19 protein-coding genes are annotated in these 18,140 nt (G+C 36.2%); 17 read left to right on the top strand and 2 right to left on the bottom strand.

Going from position 1 to position 18,140, the window contains the following annotated elements:
- The first annotated feature begins 16 nt into the window (after positions 1-16).
- Positions 17-673, top strand: a complete 657-nt coding sequence (locus LLS04_RS08395) for a M48 family metallopeptidase (RefSeq protein WP_323611258.1) — start codon at positions 17-19, stop codon at positions 671-673.
- Here LLS04_RS08395 and LLS04_RS08390 read toward each other — a convergent pair.
- Positions 627-2,249 (bottom strand): Rqc2 family fibronectin-binding protein, encoded by a 1,623-nt coding sequence (locus tag LLS04_RS08390; protein WP_323611257.1) that lies wholly within the window; start codon positions 2,247-2,249, stop codon positions 627-629. The genes LLS04_RS08395 and LLS04_RS08390 overlap by 47 nt on opposite strands.
- Before the next feature lie 115 nt (positions 2,250-2,364).
- Between LLS04_RS08390 and gmk the strand changes: the two genes are divergently transcribed.
- From gmk to LLS04_RS08350, 8 genes are read left to right on the top strand one after another with little or no spacing between them, the layout of a single operon-like run.
- Entirely contained in the window at positions 2,365-2,937 is a 573-nt protein-coding gene (gene gmk / locus LLS04_RS08385; RefSeq protein WP_115354929.1) for a guanylate kinase, read from the top strand.
- A gap of 32 nt (positions 2,938-2,969) precedes the next feature.
- On the top strand, positions 2,970-5,111 hold the full coding sequence (priA, locus tag LLS04_RS08380; RefSeq protein WP_456237507.1) for a replication restart helicase PriA: 2,142 nt from the start codon (positions 2,970-2,972) through the stop codon (positions 5,109-5,111).
- Position 5,112: 1 nt separating this feature from the next.
- Entirely contained in the window at positions 5,113-6,327 is a 1,215-nt protein-coding gene (locus LLS04_RS08375; RefSeq protein ID WP_323611255.1) for a transcription antitermination factor NusB, read from the top strand.
- A gap of 31 nt (positions 6,328-6,358) precedes the next feature.
- Positions 6,359-7,090 (top strand): protein phosphatase 2C domain-containing protein, encoded by a 732-nt coding sequence (locus LLS04_RS08370; protein WP_323611254.1) that lies wholly within the window; start codon positions 6,359-6,361, stop codon positions 7,088-7,090.
- A complete protein-coding gene (gene pknB / locus LLS04_RS08365; RefSeq protein ID WP_323611253.1) occupies positions 7,083-8,834 on the top strand; it encodes a Stk1 family PASTA domain-containing Ser/Thr kinase in 1,752 nt (583 codons plus the stop codon). The genes LLS04_RS08370 and pknB overlap by 8 nt, the downstream gene beginning before the upstream one ends.
- Positions 8,834-9,688, top strand: coding sequence for a ribosome small subunit-dependent GTPase A (gene rsgA / locus LLS04_RS08360; RefSeq protein ID WP_254006617.1), 855 nt, complete (start codon positions 8,834-8,836; stop codon positions 9,686-9,688). Before pknB ends, rsgA begins: the two co-directional genes overlap by 1 nt.
- The gene (rpe, locus tag LLS04_RS08355; RefSeq protein WP_003773954.1) at positions 9,685-10,335 is read left to right on the top strand and encodes a ribulose-phosphate 3-epimerase; all 651 of its coding nucleotides are present in this window, start codon (positions 9,685-9,687) and stop codon (positions 10,333-10,335) included. The genes rsgA and rpe overlap by 4 nt, the downstream gene beginning before the upstream one ends.
- Positions 10,332-10,925, top strand: coding sequence for a thiamine diphosphokinase (locus LLS04_RS08350; protein ID WP_323611252.1), 594 nt, complete (start codon positions 10,332-10,334; stop codon positions 10,923-10,925). The genes rpe and LLS04_RS08350 overlap by 4 nt, the downstream gene beginning before the upstream one ends.
- Before the next feature lie 30 nt (positions 10,926-10,955).
- Here the strand turns inward: LLS04_RS08350 and rpmB are convergent, their stop codons facing one another.
- Positions 10,956-11,147 carry a 50S ribosomal protein L28 gene (gene rpmB, locus LLS04_RS08345; protein WP_013853067.1) on the bottom strand — a complete coding sequence of 64 codons (192 nt, stop codon included), beginning with the start codon at positions 11,145-11,147 and terminating at the stop codon, positions 10,956-10,958.
- Positions 11,148-11,349: 202 nt separating this feature from the next.
- On the opposite strand from rpmB, the gene LLS04_RS08340 reads away from it, so the two are divergent.
- The 8 genes from LLS04_RS08340 to LLS04_RS08305 all read left to right on the top strand — a co-directional run bounded on the left by LLS04_RS08340 (position 11,350) and on the right by LLS04_RS08305 (position 18,135).
- On the top strand, positions 11,350-12,585 hold the full coding sequence (locus LLS04_RS08340) for a cell division protein FtsA (protein ID WP_323611251.1): 1,236 nt from the start codon (positions 11,350-11,352) through the stop codon (positions 12,583-12,585).
- Between the two features lie 18 nt (positions 12,586-12,603).
- Positions 12,604-13,680: a cell division protein FtsZ gene (ftsZ, locus tag LLS04_RS08335; protein WP_003773946.1), complete on the top strand. Its 1,077-nt coding sequence runs from the start codon at positions 12,604-12,606 to the stop codon at positions 13,678-13,680.
- A 199-nt stretch (positions 13,681-13,879) separates the two neighbouring features.
- Complete coding sequence (gene radC, locus LLS04_RS08330) at positions 13,880-14,587, top strand: RadC family protein (RefSeq protein ID WP_323611250.1); 708 nt, start codon at positions 13,880-13,882, stop codon at positions 14,585-14,587.
- A 68-nt stretch (positions 14,588-14,655) separates the two neighbouring features.
- The gene (mreC, locus tag LLS04_RS08325; RefSeq protein WP_013853063.1) at positions 14,656-15,495 is read left to right on the top strand and encodes a rod shape-determining protein MreC; all 840 of its coding nucleotides are present in this window, start codon (positions 14,656-14,658) and stop codon (positions 15,493-15,495) included.
- Positions 15,492-16,022, top strand: a complete 531-nt coding sequence (locus LLS04_RS08320; RefSeq protein ID WP_323611248.1) for a hypothetical protein — start codon at positions 15,492-15,494, stop codon at positions 16,020-16,022. Before mreC ends, LLS04_RS08320 begins: the two co-directional genes overlap by 4 nt.
- Before the next feature lie 25 nt (positions 16,023-16,047).
- Positions 16,048-17,142: an AI-2E family transporter gene (locus LLS04_RS08315; RefSeq protein ID WP_323611247.1), complete on the top strand. Its 1,095-nt coding sequence runs from the start codon at positions 16,048-16,050 to the stop codon at positions 17,140-17,142.
- A gap of 30 nt (positions 17,143-17,172) precedes the next feature.
- Entirely contained in the window at positions 17,173-17,472 is a 300-nt protein-coding gene (locus tag LLS04_RS08310) for a metal ABC transporter substrate-binding protein (protein ID WP_323611246.1), read from the top strand.
- Between the two features lie 24 nt (positions 17,473-17,496).
- Positions 17,497-18,135 (top strand): metal ABC transporter solute-binding protein, Zn/Mn family, encoded by a 639-nt coding sequence (locus tag LLS04_RS08305; RefSeq protein ID WP_323611245.1) that lies wholly within the window; start codon positions 17,497-17,499, stop codon positions 18,133-18,135.
- Positions 18,136-18,140 lie beyond the last annotated feature (5 nt).

Below are 18,140 nucleotides of genomic sequence, written 5' to 3'. Positions count from 1 at the left end.
GTGCTATGATACCTTTATGAAAATTGAAATCAATAGAAGCAAACGTAAAACAATGGCAATCTTGGTTCGTGATGGAAAGGTAATTGTGAAGGCACCCATCAATACATCCGATACTGTAATTGAGTCATTTATTACTCAAAAAAAATCTTGGATTGAAAAACATGTACAAGCTTATGAACCACTCGGTTATCATCAAACGATGAATAAACTTCGTGTTTTTGGTGTATACAAAAATGTGGAAACGTTAGAGGGAAACGTTTTTAAGATTGTTGAGTCAAAAGATTCGATAGAAATTACGACGCCTTTATCGTTATCGGATGAGCGTATCAACCAAAAGGTTGATGATTATTTTAAGAAACAGCTCGAAATACGGTTGGATTCGTTGGTGTGTTTGTATGCATGGCGATTGAAATTAAAAACGCCTCCCTTTAAAGTGAGACGTTATAAACGATTGTATGGTCGCTGTAATCAAAATCATGAGCTCGCATTTAATACATACTTATATCATGAAAGTATTCCATTTATTCATTATGTAGTTCTTCACGAATGCGCCCATATCATTGAATTTAATCATAGTGATCGATTTTATAAAGTAGTATCGTCGGTAATGCCCTCATATAAAGAAGTTATTCATTCAAATAAGATGCAACGAGCGATTCATCTGGATCTATAAAGATGCTCTTTTGTGTTGATACACTTACCAGTCCCGGATTAGCACCTGGGATTTTTTTTATGTTTTTTGCTTGAGTGTAGTAGACCTCAACACTGCTGCCATGTCGTGCTTTTGAATAGAATGCTGCAAGATGTGCACACAGTCTAATTTTAGGCTCATCCAATTCTGGAGTTTTAATAATGACATGGGTTCCAAATGTATTTGCTGCATGAAACCACATATCTTCTTTACGAGCAAGTTTGAAAGTTAGGTAGTCGTTTTGAATGTTGTTTTTACCTACAAATATTGTAGTTTCATCATCATAGACAATTGTAAGATAATTTGGTTTTTTCTTTTTCTTAATATTTTGTTTCTTCAATCTTTTTTGATTGATAATTCCAAGTGATATCAGCTCATCATTAATCTCTTGAGCGTCTTCAACTGTTGCTTGTTCTGCTTGAGTTTGAAGTTGTTCAAAATAATGGATGCGTGCTTCGGTTTTATTGATTTGTTCTTCAAGATAAAACAAACTTGTCTTTGCTTTTTGATAGCGTTTAAAATAGCGTTTCGCATTGTCTTTGCCATTAAATCGGGGATCGAGTTCAATGGTTACATCATTACCTTCAAAATCTTTAACGGTTATTTCATGATGTCCATTGGGTAAAGAACTTGCGAATGCGAAGAGAAGATCTCCTTTTTCTCGCAAATAATCACTGTCTTGAGCATGATCGTAATCATCATATAACTTCGGAAGTTTAATTCGACTACGTTTCAATTCACGCTTAATTAGTTTTAAAAGATCCCCTGTATGTGCTTTGATACGATCTTTTTGTTGAAGATCTTTGAAATATAAGTCAAGACCTTCCATAATCGGTTCTTTTTTTAAAATTTGATTGAGATGAGTTAGTTCAATAATATGGAAATCTTGCTCATACAGATAGATGTTTTGTGACTCAGACAAGAGTTTTATGATATCTTCAGGTTTTTGTGTTTTTAAACGCAACGTAATTTCTCGTTCTAACAGTGGTGAGATTCCATTAAATTGGTTTTTTAATGCATCATCAGGATTGTAGGATGCGAGTTCTAAAAATGATTTTTTATCAAATTGTGGCGGATATTCGTAAATGCTACCACTCACAATTGCTCGCGAAGTATTTTCAAATGGGGATATACGTTTAAGTGCATCAATAATAATATTATTCTCATCAACGATAATAATATTAGCGTATTTCCCTAAAAGTTCAATAATTAAACGGTAGGGTCTAATGACTCCCATGTTATCACGATGCTCGATATGAATCTCTATAACACGATCAAAGCCGTATTGGCTTATCTGTGTGATAATACCACCTTCAAGATGTTTACGCATAAGCGTTAGCAAATGTGTCTGATCAAGATTTGCGGTTGGTTTTTCTTTAGTCCATTGAACTCTACTAAATACAGGGTGTGTAGAGATGAACATATTCATTTTTTTTCCTGCAAAACAATGAAGCATAAATTCATGATTTGAAGGTTGAGTAATTTTATTTATTTTTACAGGACAATCTTCATTCATCATCCTTACAATTCGATTTAACAGTACGCCATCAATAGCCATATAATCTACCTCTCAATACTAATATTTAATATTATAACATTAAGTCTACACGGATTATAAAATTGTTTGACTTGTTATGGTATAATAAGTAAAATTATCAAAAGGGATGGTGTTTATGAGACGAGGATTATTAATTATTTTTTCAGGTCCTAGTGGGGTAGGAAAAGGAACAGTTCGTAAGTTGTTTTTTGATCGTGAAGAGTTGAACTTAGCATTTTCTATTTCGATGACAACACGCAAACCAAGAAATGGCGAAGTCGATGGACAAGACTACTATTTTGTTACTCAGGAACGTTTTAATGAAGCACTTGAGAATAATGAATTACTTGAGCATGCTGAGTTTGTTGGGAATCATTATGGAACGTTGTTAGCGGAAGTCGATCGTTTGAGAGATTTAGGTAAGAATGTATTGCTTGAAATTGAGGTCCAAGGTGCGCTCCAAGTTATTGATCGTGTTCCTGATTCACTCAGTATTTTTTTAGTGCCACCAAGTATGGAAGAACTCAAGCGTCGTATTGAAGGAAGACAGACGGAATCTCAAGATGTAATTAATGAACGTCTTGAAAAAGCGGCTAAAGAAATGGAATTAATGAATCATTATCGTTATGTTATTTGTAATGAAGATCCACAAAAAGCTGCAGACTCTGTTGCTTTAATTATTAAAAGAAACATCGAAACAACTCTATAAGAGTTGTTTTCAGTCTATGGGAGGTGAAATCATTGAAATATTTAGAAGTATATATAGAAGAGAGTTTTTTAAATAATCAAACACTTACATATTCCGATAATGGTTTTGATGTTTCACCGGGAGTTCGGGTGATGGTACGAGTACGTAATCGTCTGATGGTTGCCTTTGTTCATTCCGTAAAGGATCCCTATGAAACGACTTATACCGTAGCACCGATTGATTCTGTGTTGGATGAAGTGCCGATTTTAAATCAAGAGTTAGATGATTTGGCATTGTGGATGAGTTATGAGTATATGACACCGATGATTCGTTGTTTGCAGACTATACTTCCTAATAAACTAAAACCTAAAAGTTCTGCGGGAACGATTAAAACAGAACGGGTTTTGAAATTAACAGGCCAGTTGATAGGGTCTGATTTGACCCCAAAACAATGTGCTTTCTTGAAATATCTGGATGAAAACACGCCTCTTTCGCTTAAAGCAGCACGACACTATTATTCAGATTATCGAAAACTCATCGAGAAGGGTTTTGTAAAGGAATTTGAACGTGAAGTTACGTATCAAGAGCAATTTATAAAAGCAGACTACCTAAAGCCCACTTTAACCCCAGATCAAATAGAGGCACTTAATAAAATTCAATTTGGTGTAGCAAGTACATACCTACTTCATGGTGTTACCGGAAGTGGAAAAACGGAAATATACTTAAATGCAGCGGCACAAGTGTTAAAGGAACAAAAACAAGTACTGATTATGGTTCCAGAAATTTCGCTAACACCGCAAATGATTCAAAGGGTTTCTGAACGGTTTGGGGAGGATGTCGCAATCTATCATTCTGCTTTAAACGATCAAGAAAAATATGAACAATACGTTAGAGTTCAAAAACAACAGGTTAAAATTGTCGTCGGTACACGATCTTCTATTTTTATGCCTTTTGAACACTTAGGGTTAATTGTCATGGATGAAGAACACGATTCGAGTTATAAACAAGATCAAGTTCCCATGTATCATACGCGTGACATTGCGATCAAGCGGAGTCAATTTCATAACTGTCCATTGGTTTTGGGTAGTGCATCACCAGCATTAGAAAGCTATGCACGAGCACTGAAGGGGAATTATCAACTTTTAGAACTTAATGACCGGATTAATCATACATTTCCAACCGTTACGCTTGTCGATACACGCACAGCACTTTATGAAAAGCAATCGCCTTATTTGACCCATACGCTTTTAACAGGGATTAAAAAGCGTTTAAGTGCGGGTGAACAAGTGATTTTACTTCTTAATCGAAGAGGGTACAATACCCTTTTGAAAAATGCGATAACAAATGAAGTATTACTCTGTGAGCACTGTGATGTCGCCTTAAACTATCATAAAGATGATCAAACGATTCGATGTCACATGTGCGGAGAAAGTTACCACCAATTACCACTCGTAGATGGGAAACCCCCTAAAATAATTGGAAGTGGTGTTGGTACACAGCGCCTAGTCGAAGAGCTTGAAGGGATTTTTCCCAAAGCGCGTATTGCGAGAATGGATGCCGATACTACATCAAAGAAAAATGCCCATCAACGCATCTTAAACGATTTTATTAATCATCAGTCTGACATTCTTGTCGGAACGCAGATGATTGCGAAAGGGTTAGATGTGGAAAATGTAACGTTAGTAGGGATTGTGAATGCGGACGCAACCCTTGCATATTCTGATTATCGTTCGGTTGAGTTAACCTTTAATACGATCTTACAAGCCGCAGGTCGCAGTGGAAGAGGACAATATCCGGGAGAGGTTATCATCCAAACAAGTAATCCAGATCATTATGCAATTGTTTGTGCGGTGAATCAAAAATATAAGCACTTCTTCAAACAAGAAATGGAATATCGAAAAATAGCAGGATATCCGCCTTATAATTACTTGATTTCACTGGTTTTCTTAGATGAAGATGCGCTGAAATCATGGCAAGCAGCAGAAGATTTTCAAAAGTTACTAAATGATCAAGACTTTCAAATCTTAGGTCCTACTGAACTGAGAAAACTTCAACGAAAACATCGTACCCGAATTATCTTAAAGGGTAAGAATTTAGAATCAATGATTAACATCTGTAATCAAGCATTACAGTTATATCGAAAAATTAACGGAACAGGAGTTGTTGTGGACGTTAATCCCATAACATTAGAATAATATGAGAAGAATCGAGAGTTATAAAGTACTGAGTGAAGTTTACTTTAAAGGACGACATGCGCATTTAGTACTCAAAGAGTTGGATTTACCTGCGCAAGATCAAGCATTTGTGAGTGCTTTTGTTTATGCGACATTACAAAACAGTTTATTTTTAGATTATCAATATGAAGATTTAGTAGATAAAAAGTTACCCAAAGAAGTACGACTTGTTATTAAAATGGGATGTGCACAATATTTTAAAATGGACAAAATTCCAGACTATGCTTTGGTAAGTGAAACGGTTGATTTATGTAAAACAATTGGGAAGCATCGCTATTCGGGTGTTGTGAATGCGGTATTGAAAAAAGTGATTGAACGCAATGAACGTGAAATCAGCGGGAGTGAGCTTGAAGTGGCTTCAATTCAATATAGTATGCCACTATGGATTATGAAACTCTTATCGAAGCAGTACAGTGAATCTTTTTCAATAGCGTATGCACAATATTGTCAAGATATTAAACCGACATATGTACGTTTTAATACTTTAAAACCAACAACAGATGATTTATCGGATTTCATATTAGATGATCAGGATAAACATTTAGCTAAGCCTGCACTTTTTAAAAGTAAATATTTGCAAGAGGGTTATGTTCTTGTGCAAGATATCAACAGTCAAGAAGTCGTGCGTTGGATGGATTTAGAACCGTCATTGTCCGTACTTGATTGTTGTTGTGGGCCGGGTACTAAAACAGTGCAAATTGCAAATTATCTTGAAAATACTGGAACTATAACGGGTGTAGAACTTCATGAATCACGTGCAGAAGCTACAAGAGCGCTTTTAGAACGTTGTAATGTACTAAACGCGAATATCATTACAAGTGATGTCCTTCAGTTTCAAACAGATCAAGAATACGATCGAATTCTCGTGGATGCACCATGCTCTGGACTGGGTGTCCTATCCCATAAGCATGATTTGCGTTATCATATTTTCCCTCAAGATTTAGATGAACTTGTTAAGATCCAACAAGAAATGCTTATCCATACATCAAAGTTTGTTAAAAAAGATGGAATTTTGGTATATTCTACCTGTACCTTAAATCGAAAAGAAAATGAGAAACAGGTCCAAGCATTTTTGGAACATCATTCAAATTTTGAACTGATTAAAGAGGTTACGCTTAACCCTGTTGAGACAAAGGGCGATGGGTTTTATATCGCTAAATTAAAGAGAACATGTTAATATAAATAGATAGAATAAGTGAGGTTTTCGCGTGAAGTATACAAGTATCAGTGAAATCGGATTAATCCGCAAAGAAAATCAAGACTATGTTGTTGTAGTTGAAAATGACAATGCACTTTTAGCTGTTGTATGTGACGGTATTGGGGGCGCGAATGCAGGATCTGTTGCGAGTCAAATGGTTGTGAAACTACTTCGTGAATCTTTTATTGATAAACGTGAATTTTCAAATCTAAAGGATATTCGAGCATGGTTTGATAAAGCTATTACCTCCATTAATCGTGCTACTTACCATGAGTCTTTAGTTGTGCGTGAGTATTCGGGTATGGGGACGACTCTTGTTGCTGTGGTCGTCTTAGGTGAAGATGTTATCGGATTTAATATTGGAGATAGCAGAATCTATAGTGTGAAAGAAAATCAATTAAGCTGCCTGAGTCATGATCAAACGTATGCTTATGAGATGTATAAGCGTAATGAAATATCAAAAGAAGAAATTTATAACCATCCTAAACGAAATATTTTAATGAATGCCGTTGGAATTGACGAGAATGTTGATTTTGAGGTCGTAACGATTACACCAAAGTGGGATTATCTTTTGCTTTGCTCAGATGGTCTTCATGGATATGTTCCTCAAGATCAAATTGAGTCGACGTTTAAGATTAATGGTTTACTTGCTCAGCGTAATCATTTAATGGAAATGGCATATAAGGCGGGTGGATACGATAATATCTCAATTATCCTCCTCGAGGCAGATCGCCATGAATAGTATTATTGGAGAACGTTATCGAATTGTTAAGAAGATTGGTACCGGAGGGATGGCGGATGTCTACTTAGCATTGGATACTGTTTTAAATCGTGAGGTAGCCCTTAAAGTTTTAAGAGGTGATTTATCTCATGATCCGGTTGCGCTGTTGAGATTTCAACGTGAAGCCAATGCAGCTTCAGGATTAAATCATCAAAGTATTGTAGAGGTTTATGATGTCGGTGAAGATGAGGGGCAACACTACATTGTAATGGAAATGATTCGTGGTACGACTCTAAAACAACTTGTTCATCGACGTGGTGCTTTGGATAAATATGAGTCAGTAGCAATCATGCAACAACTTGCTTCGGCATTACAACATGCTCATGAAGCTCATGTTATTCATCGTGATATTAAACCTCAAAATATTCTTGTTAAAGATGACGGAACAGTTAAAATAACTGATTTTGGTATTGCGCTTGCGGGCGATGCAATCCAATTAACAAAATCAGACTCAGTACTTGGGTCTGTACATTATATGGCGCCGGAGTGTTCTCGAGGCGAAGGTGCCGGAGAACAATCGGATGTCTATTCACTGGGAGTAGTTTTTTATGAATTACTGACAGGTGATGTACCCTATCGTGGTGAGACACCCGTTGAGATTGCAATGAAGCACATGAGAGAACCATTTCCTTCAGTGATGAAATTTAATCCAACACTACCAAATTCAATTGCGAATATCATTGCGCGAGCAACACATAAAAACCGAACACACCGATATGCAAATATGAAGGAATTCGTTGAAGATTTAGACACCTGTCTTTTGGAGTCACGTGCTGATGAGCCCTTGTGGGAAGCAACGATGGAAAGTGATGACGGTACCAAGTTAATCGAAAAGTTAAATGGTGTAACTGAAACACTTCCAAATCAACAAAAACCCAAAAAGAAAAGAAAAATGATTGTTGGTGCGAGTTTACTGGCAGTTGTAATTGTTATCTTTAGTATTTGGATGATATTTGCTCCTAAAAAGCCAAGTGATATAGAAATTCCAGATTTAGCGGGTCTTTCTGTTTCAGAGGCCAAGGAGCACCTTGCAAATTTGGGGCTCAATTACGCTCCATCCTACTTATACGAAATTTCTGATAAATATGAAGATGGAAAGTTAATTGGAACGAAACCCGAGAAGGGTACGAAGGTACTTAAAGGCGATCAAATTAAACTGATTGTTTCTCAGGGTAAAATTTACACTGTAGAGGATTTCACGGGGAAATCGGTTAATGATGTGAAAGCGATTTTGTCGGATAAAAATATTAATATTAAAACAACTTCGGAGTATTCATCATCCGTACCGACAGGTCATATAATTCGACAAGAAGGCTTGATGCCTGGAGATAAAATCAAACCTGAACAACGTTATGATATTGTTTTAGTCGTAAGTTCAGATAAAGAACTTGTTTTACCGGGCGATTTAATTGGTAAATCCATTGCGGATGCGAAAGCACAATTAGAAGGCTTGGGTGTTGAGGTAACAACCTCAGAACTTCCAACTCAAAATTTAAGCATTTCTGAGTTGAACGGCTTAAGTTATGGTACTGTAATTCGGTCAAATCCGATGCCAGGAAGCTATTATATCCAAAATTCCGGGAATTCTGTGACACTTTATTACTATAGTGAAAGCAGTCGTCCAAAAGAGGAAGAGAAAGAAAAAGAAGAAAAACCATCTGAACGTGAAGATAAGCCAGATGGTAATAACGACAGGGAGGCATAATGAGAGAAGCAGTAATAACACGCATTGTATCGAATCGATATTCGGTTTATTTTGAGGGTGAATTCATTATAGCGACCGCAATGGGAAAATTAAGACTTGGAGATAAACCGATTGTTGGTGATCATGTTCATATAGAAGAATTAGATGGGAAATGGGTGATCCAACAAGTTTTGCCTCGTCGAAATCAATTAATTCGTCCGCTTGTAGCCAATGTCGATCAAGCACTTATTGTGATGTCTGCAAAAGAACCTGATTTTTCCTTTACGCTTGTGAACCGACTCATTTTCCTTGTATCACTTCAAAATATTAATCCAATAATTATCGTTTCAAAAGGGGATTTGGCAGATTCAGACTTGAAACAAAGTATTCTTGATGAATATGAACAATTTGGATATACGGTTATCATGAGCGGGAACGATATCGCAACGGATGCGCTTGAATCTGTTATGGCAAATAAAATATCTGTTCTGGCAGGACAAAGTGGTGTCGGGAAATCAAGTATCTTAAATCGAATCAGTCATGATTTGGAGCTTAATACCCAAGAAATTTCTAAAGCGTTGGGCCGTGGACGACATACGACACGTCATAATCAAATCTATCCACTATGTGGCGGATGGATCGCTGATACGCCGGGGTTTTCTTCTCTAGATTTTAGTTCTGTTGATCCGGTTGAATTATCACAATCCATTCCTGATTTTGTACCGTTTATCGGAAATTGTAAGTATCGAGACTGCATGCACATTCAGGAACCAGGGTGCATAATTAAAGAAAAAGTAGAGAGCGGCGAAATCTCAAAACAACGTCATCAAGATTATCTTGATTGCTTAACATTAATTAAGGAGGAGTCACGATGAGTAAAATCGTATCACCATCTTTATTATCCTTGGATTTTAAAGATATGAAAACACAATTAAAACGTGTTGAAGTAGCAGGGGCAACATGGTTGCACTATGATGTTATGGATGGGGTCTTTGTAGATAACATTAGCTTTGGACCGTCTATTATGAAACAAATTGGTCAAGTGTCTGATTTATTAATGGATGTACATCTTATGATTGTTAATCCTGAAAAATATTTTGATATGTTTATTGAGAATGGTGCTGATGCAATTACCTTTCATACAGAATGCTATGGTGATCCAACGCAAGGTATTGAAGCAGTTAAACAATTAAAGAAAAAAGGAATCAAAGCGGGTATTACGCTAAGACCGGGAACCGATCTCGATAAAATTGTTCCTTATCTAAAACACGTAGATTTGGTTTTAGTGATGAGTGTAGAGCCTGGTTTTGGAGGACAAGCTTTCATGCCTGAGATGCTTGAACGTATAAAACAACTTGATGAGATGAGAAAACTTAATAATTATGAGTATCTAATTTCTGTAGACGGTGGCATTAATGGTGAAACGGGTCCAAGAGCACGTCTTGCTGGAGCGGACATTTTAGTAGCGGGAAGTTATGTATTTGGGGATGATATCGAAAAGGCGGTTTCATCGTTACTATGAAAACCGTCACAATCGTTTTAGGAGATCATCACGATGCGATAATTGGAGATGTAATCGGTGTAGACTACGGTGCATTTGTTTGCGCTCGGGATGCAATATCGATGGATATAGCCTGTGGCGATTTTGATTCTGTAACTGCAGTGCAATTCAAGGAGATTGAATTGCACTGTTCGCATATACACAAGTTAAACCCCATTAAAGATGAAACAGATTTTAAGTATGCATATTCACTCTGTGACGAATACGATGTAATTCGCGTGCTCGGTGGTCTAGGGCGTCGTAAAGATCATGAGTTCATAAATATTATGACTGCGATTAAAGACTCGAGAATTGAGTTGTATGATGATTTAAACAAAATAAAACGATATGACTCAGGGAGTCATATCGTGAATAAGTTAAATTATAAGTATTTTTCTGTAATTGTGCTGACACAAGGTTTTATTACGCTTAACGGATTTAAATATCCTCTTACCCGACGAGAAATATTTCCTTTTGATGATTACCTCACTTCAAATGAAATGATTGGTGATGCTGCGGAAATAATTCTCGAAGAAGCAAGTGTTCTCGTTATTCAAGCATGCGATTCATAATAAAAAAAACGGTGTAAACCGTATTTTTTATTATTTTGCTTGTTGTGCTTTCAATGATTTTAGTGCACGGGCGGAAATACGGACACGAGTTGGTTTTCCATCCACCATAATTGTTGCATTTTGCAAGTTTACATTCCATTTACGACGTGTTGCACGAAGTGAATGTGAACGTTTGTTTCCTGATAGTGTTTTTTTACCGGATACGGAACATACTCTAGGCATACCGTAACCCCCTTTCTTATCTATTTCATAACGCTTGACTATAATATCATATAGATTTTGTTTAATCAAGTATCTCAGAGAAAAATTATCACCAAAAATTCTTGTGTGAAATAACAAGCAAAAATGCACTTAACACACCATCTATCACTTTGCTATTGGACTTTATTATGATATTATGATAATAGCACAAGGAGGTTCGCTGATGGAGAAACAAATTATTGCAGCTTTAGAAATCGCGGATCATGAAGTGCGCTTGTTAGTTGGACAATTTTTCAATGGCCGATTAAATATATTAAAGGTTGAACGTGTCCCACATTTAGGTGTGGCAGGATACTCGATCATGAGTGAAACACATGTGGTCGATTCAATTAAAAAAGCGATTGAAAATGCATCGCGAAATTTGGGGGTTGTAATTAAGCAAGTACTTTTACTTGTTCCTGGCGTCCACATGAAGCGAATTAATAAACAATTGCGCGTACCAATCACTGGGCGTATTTCTGAGAATGATGTAAAAAGAGCATATAAAGAATTATTAAACGTAAAAGCTCCTGAAGGACATATATTAACAAATGTTTTAATGAGTAAATATTTTGTGAACGGAAGTTCGACACGTAAATTACCATTAAACGAACGATGTGAAAGTTTGACCATTGAAGCAGATTGCTATTTTGGAAAACAATCTATCATTTTCCCATATGTGTCATGTGTTGAAAAATCAGGATTAAAGATTATTGATATTGTTTTAGATGACATTGGTTTTGCAAAAGAGGCTTCTTTATTTGAAGCATCGATTGATAAGCCGATTGTTGCCTTAACATTAGGTGAAAAGTTAACAAAATTATCATTATTCAGTAAAGGGGTTCTCTTATCGAATGATTATATCGATCGTGGATTTGAGGTCTTTATGAAGAAAATCGAACGCACATTAAAGGTGCCAACCGATGTTGTACATCGTTTGTTGTATTTTAATATCGATTTGAATAATGAAAATCCGAAAGATGACCCAATATTTATTTGGTCGACTAAATCGACATCCCATACCTTATCACAGGTAGATCTTATGAATTTGGTCGCAGATGATATAAATAAATTTGTGGGCGAAATATGTAGTAGTTGTGAACCGATTTTTGAAAATCTTGGAGAACCACGTTTTATTATTAGTGGTGAAGCCGCAGAGATTTCAGGAGTTACAGATTGTATTGAAAATATAACAGAAGCGGAGGCGGTTACATACCGTTCTACAACATTTGGTGTAAAAGACTATGGTTTAACATCTCTTGTAGGGGCATTTTACTTTTATAAAGACCAAAGTATATTCCGTGATGTAACACTCTCAAGCGTTGATGAAGATGAGTTTAAACGAGTTGTGTTACAATATGAAAAAGATGAAGATGACTCGATTACTCAAAAACTAAAGAGCATGTTCTTTGAACGTTAGATGGAGGAGTGAACAAATATGGATGCGAATTTTGAACAAGTAGCAAGAATTAAAGTAATAGGTGTCGGTGGCGCAGGATGTAATGCGGTTAATCGCATGGTAGATGAAGGCATGAAGGGCGTAGAATTTTATGTCGCAAATACGGATTTGCAAGTGCTTAACTGTTCACCTGTAGTGAATCGTATTGAATTAGGCCGTGAAGTAACAAAAGGTCTCGGGGCAGGGGCGAATCCAGAAATGGGACGTAAAGCTGCTGTTGAGAGTGAAAATGAAATTCGTGAAGCTGTAAAAGATGCTGATATGGTATTTGTTACAGCAGGTTTAGGTGGTGGAACTGGTACGGGAGCATCTCCACTTGTTGCGAAAATTGCGCAAGAAGAGGGAGCACTTGTAGTTGGTATCGTTACAAAACCATTTACATTTGAAGGACGTCGTCGTTCAAATCAAGCGATGTCAGGTTTGGAAGAGTTGAAATCTTACGTTGATTCGCTCATTATTGTAAGCAATAATCAATTGCTCGAAGTTATCGGACGAATTCCATTCCAAGAAGCATTTAAAGAAGCAGACAATGTTTTAAGACAAGGTGTTCAAACAATTACAGATCTTATTGCTGTTCCTGCAATGATTAACCTTGACTTTGCGGATGTTCGCTCAGTTATGGCTGGACAAGGAAGTGCCTTGATTGGTATCGGTATGTCACAGGGTGAAAATAAATCAATCGAAGCAGCTCAAAAAGCGATTACTTCACCACTTTTAGAGGCGCAAATTGATGGAGCCCGTAACGCGATTGTGAACGTTACCGGTGGTGATTCAATTTCGATTCAAGATGCATCAGAAGCAGTGGATTATATTCGTGATGCAGCTGGAAATGATATTGACATTATCTTTGGTGTTGCAATTAACGAAAATATCGGAGATTCAATTATTGTAACTGTTATTGCTACTGGATTTGATGGAGCAGAAGAACCTGCACCTGAGGTTCATGCTACGCGTACTGCTGCAGAATCAAGACCAGCATATCAAACATCTCATAACAATCAGGAAGAACGTCGCACTGAAAATAACGATATTCCTGAGTTCTTTAAGACACGATAATAAACAATGTTTGATCTTTTTAAATCATAAGGACTAAAGAAAGAACACGTTTCTTTCTTTTTTTATGAAGTTATTTCTAAAGAACATACCTAGTAGCGGAGGTGATATATGCTTTCGTTATATTTAACAGGATTAATTGTATTGATAGGTTTGGCTGCTGTTTACAAAATCCTTACAAGTAGTAGCGGCAGTTTATCTTATGGTAAAGCCAAAATTCAATGGGGACGTTGATTTGGATCGTTCTCAATTTTTGCCAAGAGAAAAACTGTTGATGCTTGGTCCGAATAAATTGACAGATGAGGAGCTTGTTGCGATTTTGCTTAGGACAGGGACCCGAAATAAAAATGTTGTTTCCCTTGCTTCGGAGGTTTTGTCGTCGATTGGTGGAATTCAAAATTTAATTAAAATTCAATACAGTCAACTGTCAAGGATCAAAGGAATGAAACAAGCGAAGTGTACAACTTTGCTTGCTGTACATGAATTACTGCGAAGGATTGTGATGCCATTCCCCGGAGAAAAAATCAAACTCAGCTCATGCGATCGAATTGTTCGCTGGTTAAATCTTGAAATTGGATTTGAGGAACAGGAACTATTTCGAGTGCTTTTCTTATCAACTCAAAATAACTTGATACGCTATTTAGATTTATTTAAAGGTACAGCCGATAAGAGTTTAGTTCATCCTCGCGATGTCTTTCGGGAAGCGGTTCGATGTAATGCATCAAGGATTGTGTTGGTTCATAATCATCCAGGCGGGTCATTAAGCGCCAGTGAGGCGGATGTGGAAGTGACACGAGCCTTAATAGAGGTTGGAATGATGATTGGAATTGAAGTCGTCGACCACATTATTGTTACTTCTACAAACTCGGTTTCACTGCGCAATTTGCATCCGGTTTTGTTTGAAGAATAAGGGCTAAAACCCTTATTCTTTCATTTGTAAAAAGTTGGATTTGTAAGTATAATAAAGAAGGTGATTAAATGAAACGAAAGAATAATTTTAGACGTGTACTTATATATTTATTAACAACAGTTATTGTTTGTCTTTTTGGAATGGGATTTGTTAAAAAATCGTCATTTTATGAATCGTCAGATCGTAATTTCTTTAGTTTCATTTCGATGGTGCGTTATGGCCTTATCGATTATCCAATTGAGACAGTAAGTAATGTTGTAAAAGACACATCAACGATGTGGGATGTTCGCCATGAAAATGATAAGTTAAGAACACAATTGGAAACATCGCATCATTGGCAAACGCGATTAAATGAGTTAGAGAGTGAAGTTGCAGAGTTAAAGGCTCTAAATGAACTAAATTCAGTGTATTCAGAATATACACAAGTTAATGCGACGGTTAAAAACCGTTCATCAGAAAAATGGGATTCCGTAATTACAATTGATAAAGGGAGTCAAGATGGTGTTGCCGTAGGTGATGGTGTTGTAGCGCCTAAGGGAATTATTGGTAAGGTATTAAGTGTTGATAAAAATCAATCATTAGTAGCTTTACTTATCGCAAATGACGAAAATTCAAATGCGACGGTACAAATTGAAGTTTCAAAAGGGAATTATGTTCAAGGAATTTTGAATTCATATGATCACGAGAAAAAATTATTTTCAGTTGTTTTACTTGAATCAACATCGACTATTGCCGCAGATATGCCCGTTTCAACTGCTAGTATAAGCAGTGTTTATCCAAGTGGATTATTTGTTGGAAAAGTTGATTCTGTTAAAAATGTTGCAGATAGTGTGGGTGTATTAGTTTATGTAAAACCTTCTGTTGATTATAATAATATTAAATACGTATCGGTGGTGAAGAAATCATGAGAATGATTCGCTGGATGCATTTCTTGTATATTGTGGTTCTCTTGGTTCTAGATTCAATATTTAATGCCGTATTTACACAATTGGGTCTAAGTTCCTTAACATTTGTGAGCAGTCTTCATTTTTTAGGGCTGATGTTATTGACTCAAAATGATTCTCAAACGGAATCAATAATTAAAGCAATTCTTTTAGGGATCTGGATGGATCTGTGCCATATTGGTTCATTTCCAATGTTTTTTGTCAGTTATTCAATCACGATAGCGATTTTAAGGGTCTGGGACCGTTATATTGGTACTTCAACCTTTGAGTTCTTAGTCTTAGCTGTGATTGGTTTATTTATTAAAGAAATGTTAATATTTGGCATGTTACCTCTAGTAAAAGGGGTGTCATATAGTTTAATTACTTTTATAAGTACCCGAACGTTATGGGTTATTATTGGTAATTTAATTCTGCTACCAATCGCTATGACGTTATATAAATTAATGCATCGTATGATTATGCAACGCGTTCAGAATTTATATATGCGTTAATAAAAATAGAGGGAGAAATAAATTAATGAACATTTTTCAACGTATTCAAAAATTTTTTGACGATCATTTCAGTTGGAAGCAACTTGTTCCATTTATGTTATTTTTATTAAGTGTTTTCTTATTGATGCAAACATGGGCAGTATGGCAACATGCTTTTGAATTAGCTAAGCGAATTCTTCTGCCATTTATTATTGGCTTTGCACTTGCATATATTGTAAGACCGATTGCGGTGTTTTTTGAAAAATATAATATTAAAAGAGCAATCAGTGTTCCAATTACACTCGTTTTATTTGTAGTTTTGATTGTGCTGCTCTTTTCATCGATCCTACCATCATTGTATACAGATATTTCGCAGTTAATTGGTAATAGTATGGACGGCATACAGCAACTCTATAATTACTACAAAGAAATTAACCATAATAATCCTTCTCCATGGGCGGATGACATTTTTAAACAAGTGATGGGAATGCTTAATGGAATTGTGGGTCAGATACCTACATTGCCAGCAGCTGCTTCACAATTCATATCAAAGATTTTTTCAACAATTACTACAGGTATTTTCTCGTTTATTATCGGGATGTATTTTGTATTCGATTATGAAAATTTTACGGGAAGTGTTTTACGCATTGCGAATAATATTTCTCCAAAACTCGGAAATTCAATTATTGTTATCGATCACGCTGTAAGTCGTTATTTAGGGACACTCGTTGTGATTATGACTATTACATGTATTGAGTACAGTTTGCTTTATTTAGCTGTCGGACATAATTATGCATTTGTTCTTGGGGTTCTAACAGCATTTGGATTGTTAATACCTTACATTGGGCCAACAGTTGTACATGTATTAGGAATCTTAACCGCTTTAACGTTACCGTTACCGCGAGTGATTATACTTACAATTGGATTGGTTATTCTTTCAAATGTTGATGGGTATGTCGTTTCTCCTATGGTTTACTCCAAGCGTGATAAAATCGAACCGCTTTGGTCCTTATTTGCGTTTTTCGCATCAAGTGTTTTATTTGGTTTTGTAGGGATTTTAATTTCGATGCCATTATACTTCTCAATACGAGCATTATTCAACTTGAGAAAGAATAATTGGGTTATCCCTGAAGAAAATTAGTGTATAATAAAATGTGAAAAGAGGTTGTGTATGAAACGATTGATGAGTAAATTACTAGTATTGGTTATCATACTGGGGACATTGTCGGGATGCGTTCCTAGAAGTCGGAATGTCATCGTTACAAATTATCCGATTCAGTTCCTAGTTGAACGTCTTGCGGGAGAACGTGTTAACGTTCAGCGCATTGACACAGGATTAATACCTCAACAGGCAACGGTAAAAGAAGATTTTCAAGAAATTATAAAAAAAGCAGATACAATTTTTTATATTAATGAATTACAGCCTTATTGGCAACTTTACTTGGATGATCTTCAAAACTCTAAACTATAGATGATTGATTTATCGGAACGTTCCATGTTATATCCATTTAAACGCTACACAAATGTTGTTGTTGATGGACAATCGCATGCGATTGAATCCGAATATTATGAGTCTGATGCTTTTGCTGGAGTTGATCAATATGACAAAGATCCGTTTTTATGGATGGATCCTTTAGCGATGACTTCAATGGCGCGAACAATCAAAGATTGGCTCGTACAGACTTATCCAGATGAAGAGGCGTATTTTACAGAGCAATTTGAAACATTAGAAGTAGAATTAACAGGTCTTCAAGCACAATATCAACTTTTACGTGATTCGGAGAAAGGTATTAAATTTGTTTCCATGACACCATCTTTTGGGAATTGGCAAAAGAGTTATAATATCGGTGTGTATCCAGCGACATTATCAAAATACGGTGTTTTACCAGATGAAGATATGCTCAATGCGATCCGTGCACGGATTGCCAAGGATGGCGTACAATTTATTGCATATGAAGAGAATATGCCAGAAGAATATGTAAAATTATTTAATCAATTAAAAACAGAGTTTAATTTAACACAAATTGAATTAAGCAATCTTTATAATCTATCAGATAAAGATATCGAAGCGAATTATGATTACATCGCGAAAATGAGACTTAATCTAGAAACCCTTGAGACGATTGCTAAGTAATCCCA

Origin of the sequence: Erysipelothrix enhydrae, assembly GCF_035066605.1 — a bacterium.
Taxonomy (GTDB): Bacteria; Bacillota_I; Bacilli_A; order Erysipelotrichales; family Erysipelotrichaceae; genus Erysipelothrix; species Erysipelothrix amsterdamensis.
The sequence above is the reverse complement of the archived record's forward strand: the minus strand, read 5'-3'. Positions and strand labels throughout refer to the sequence as shown.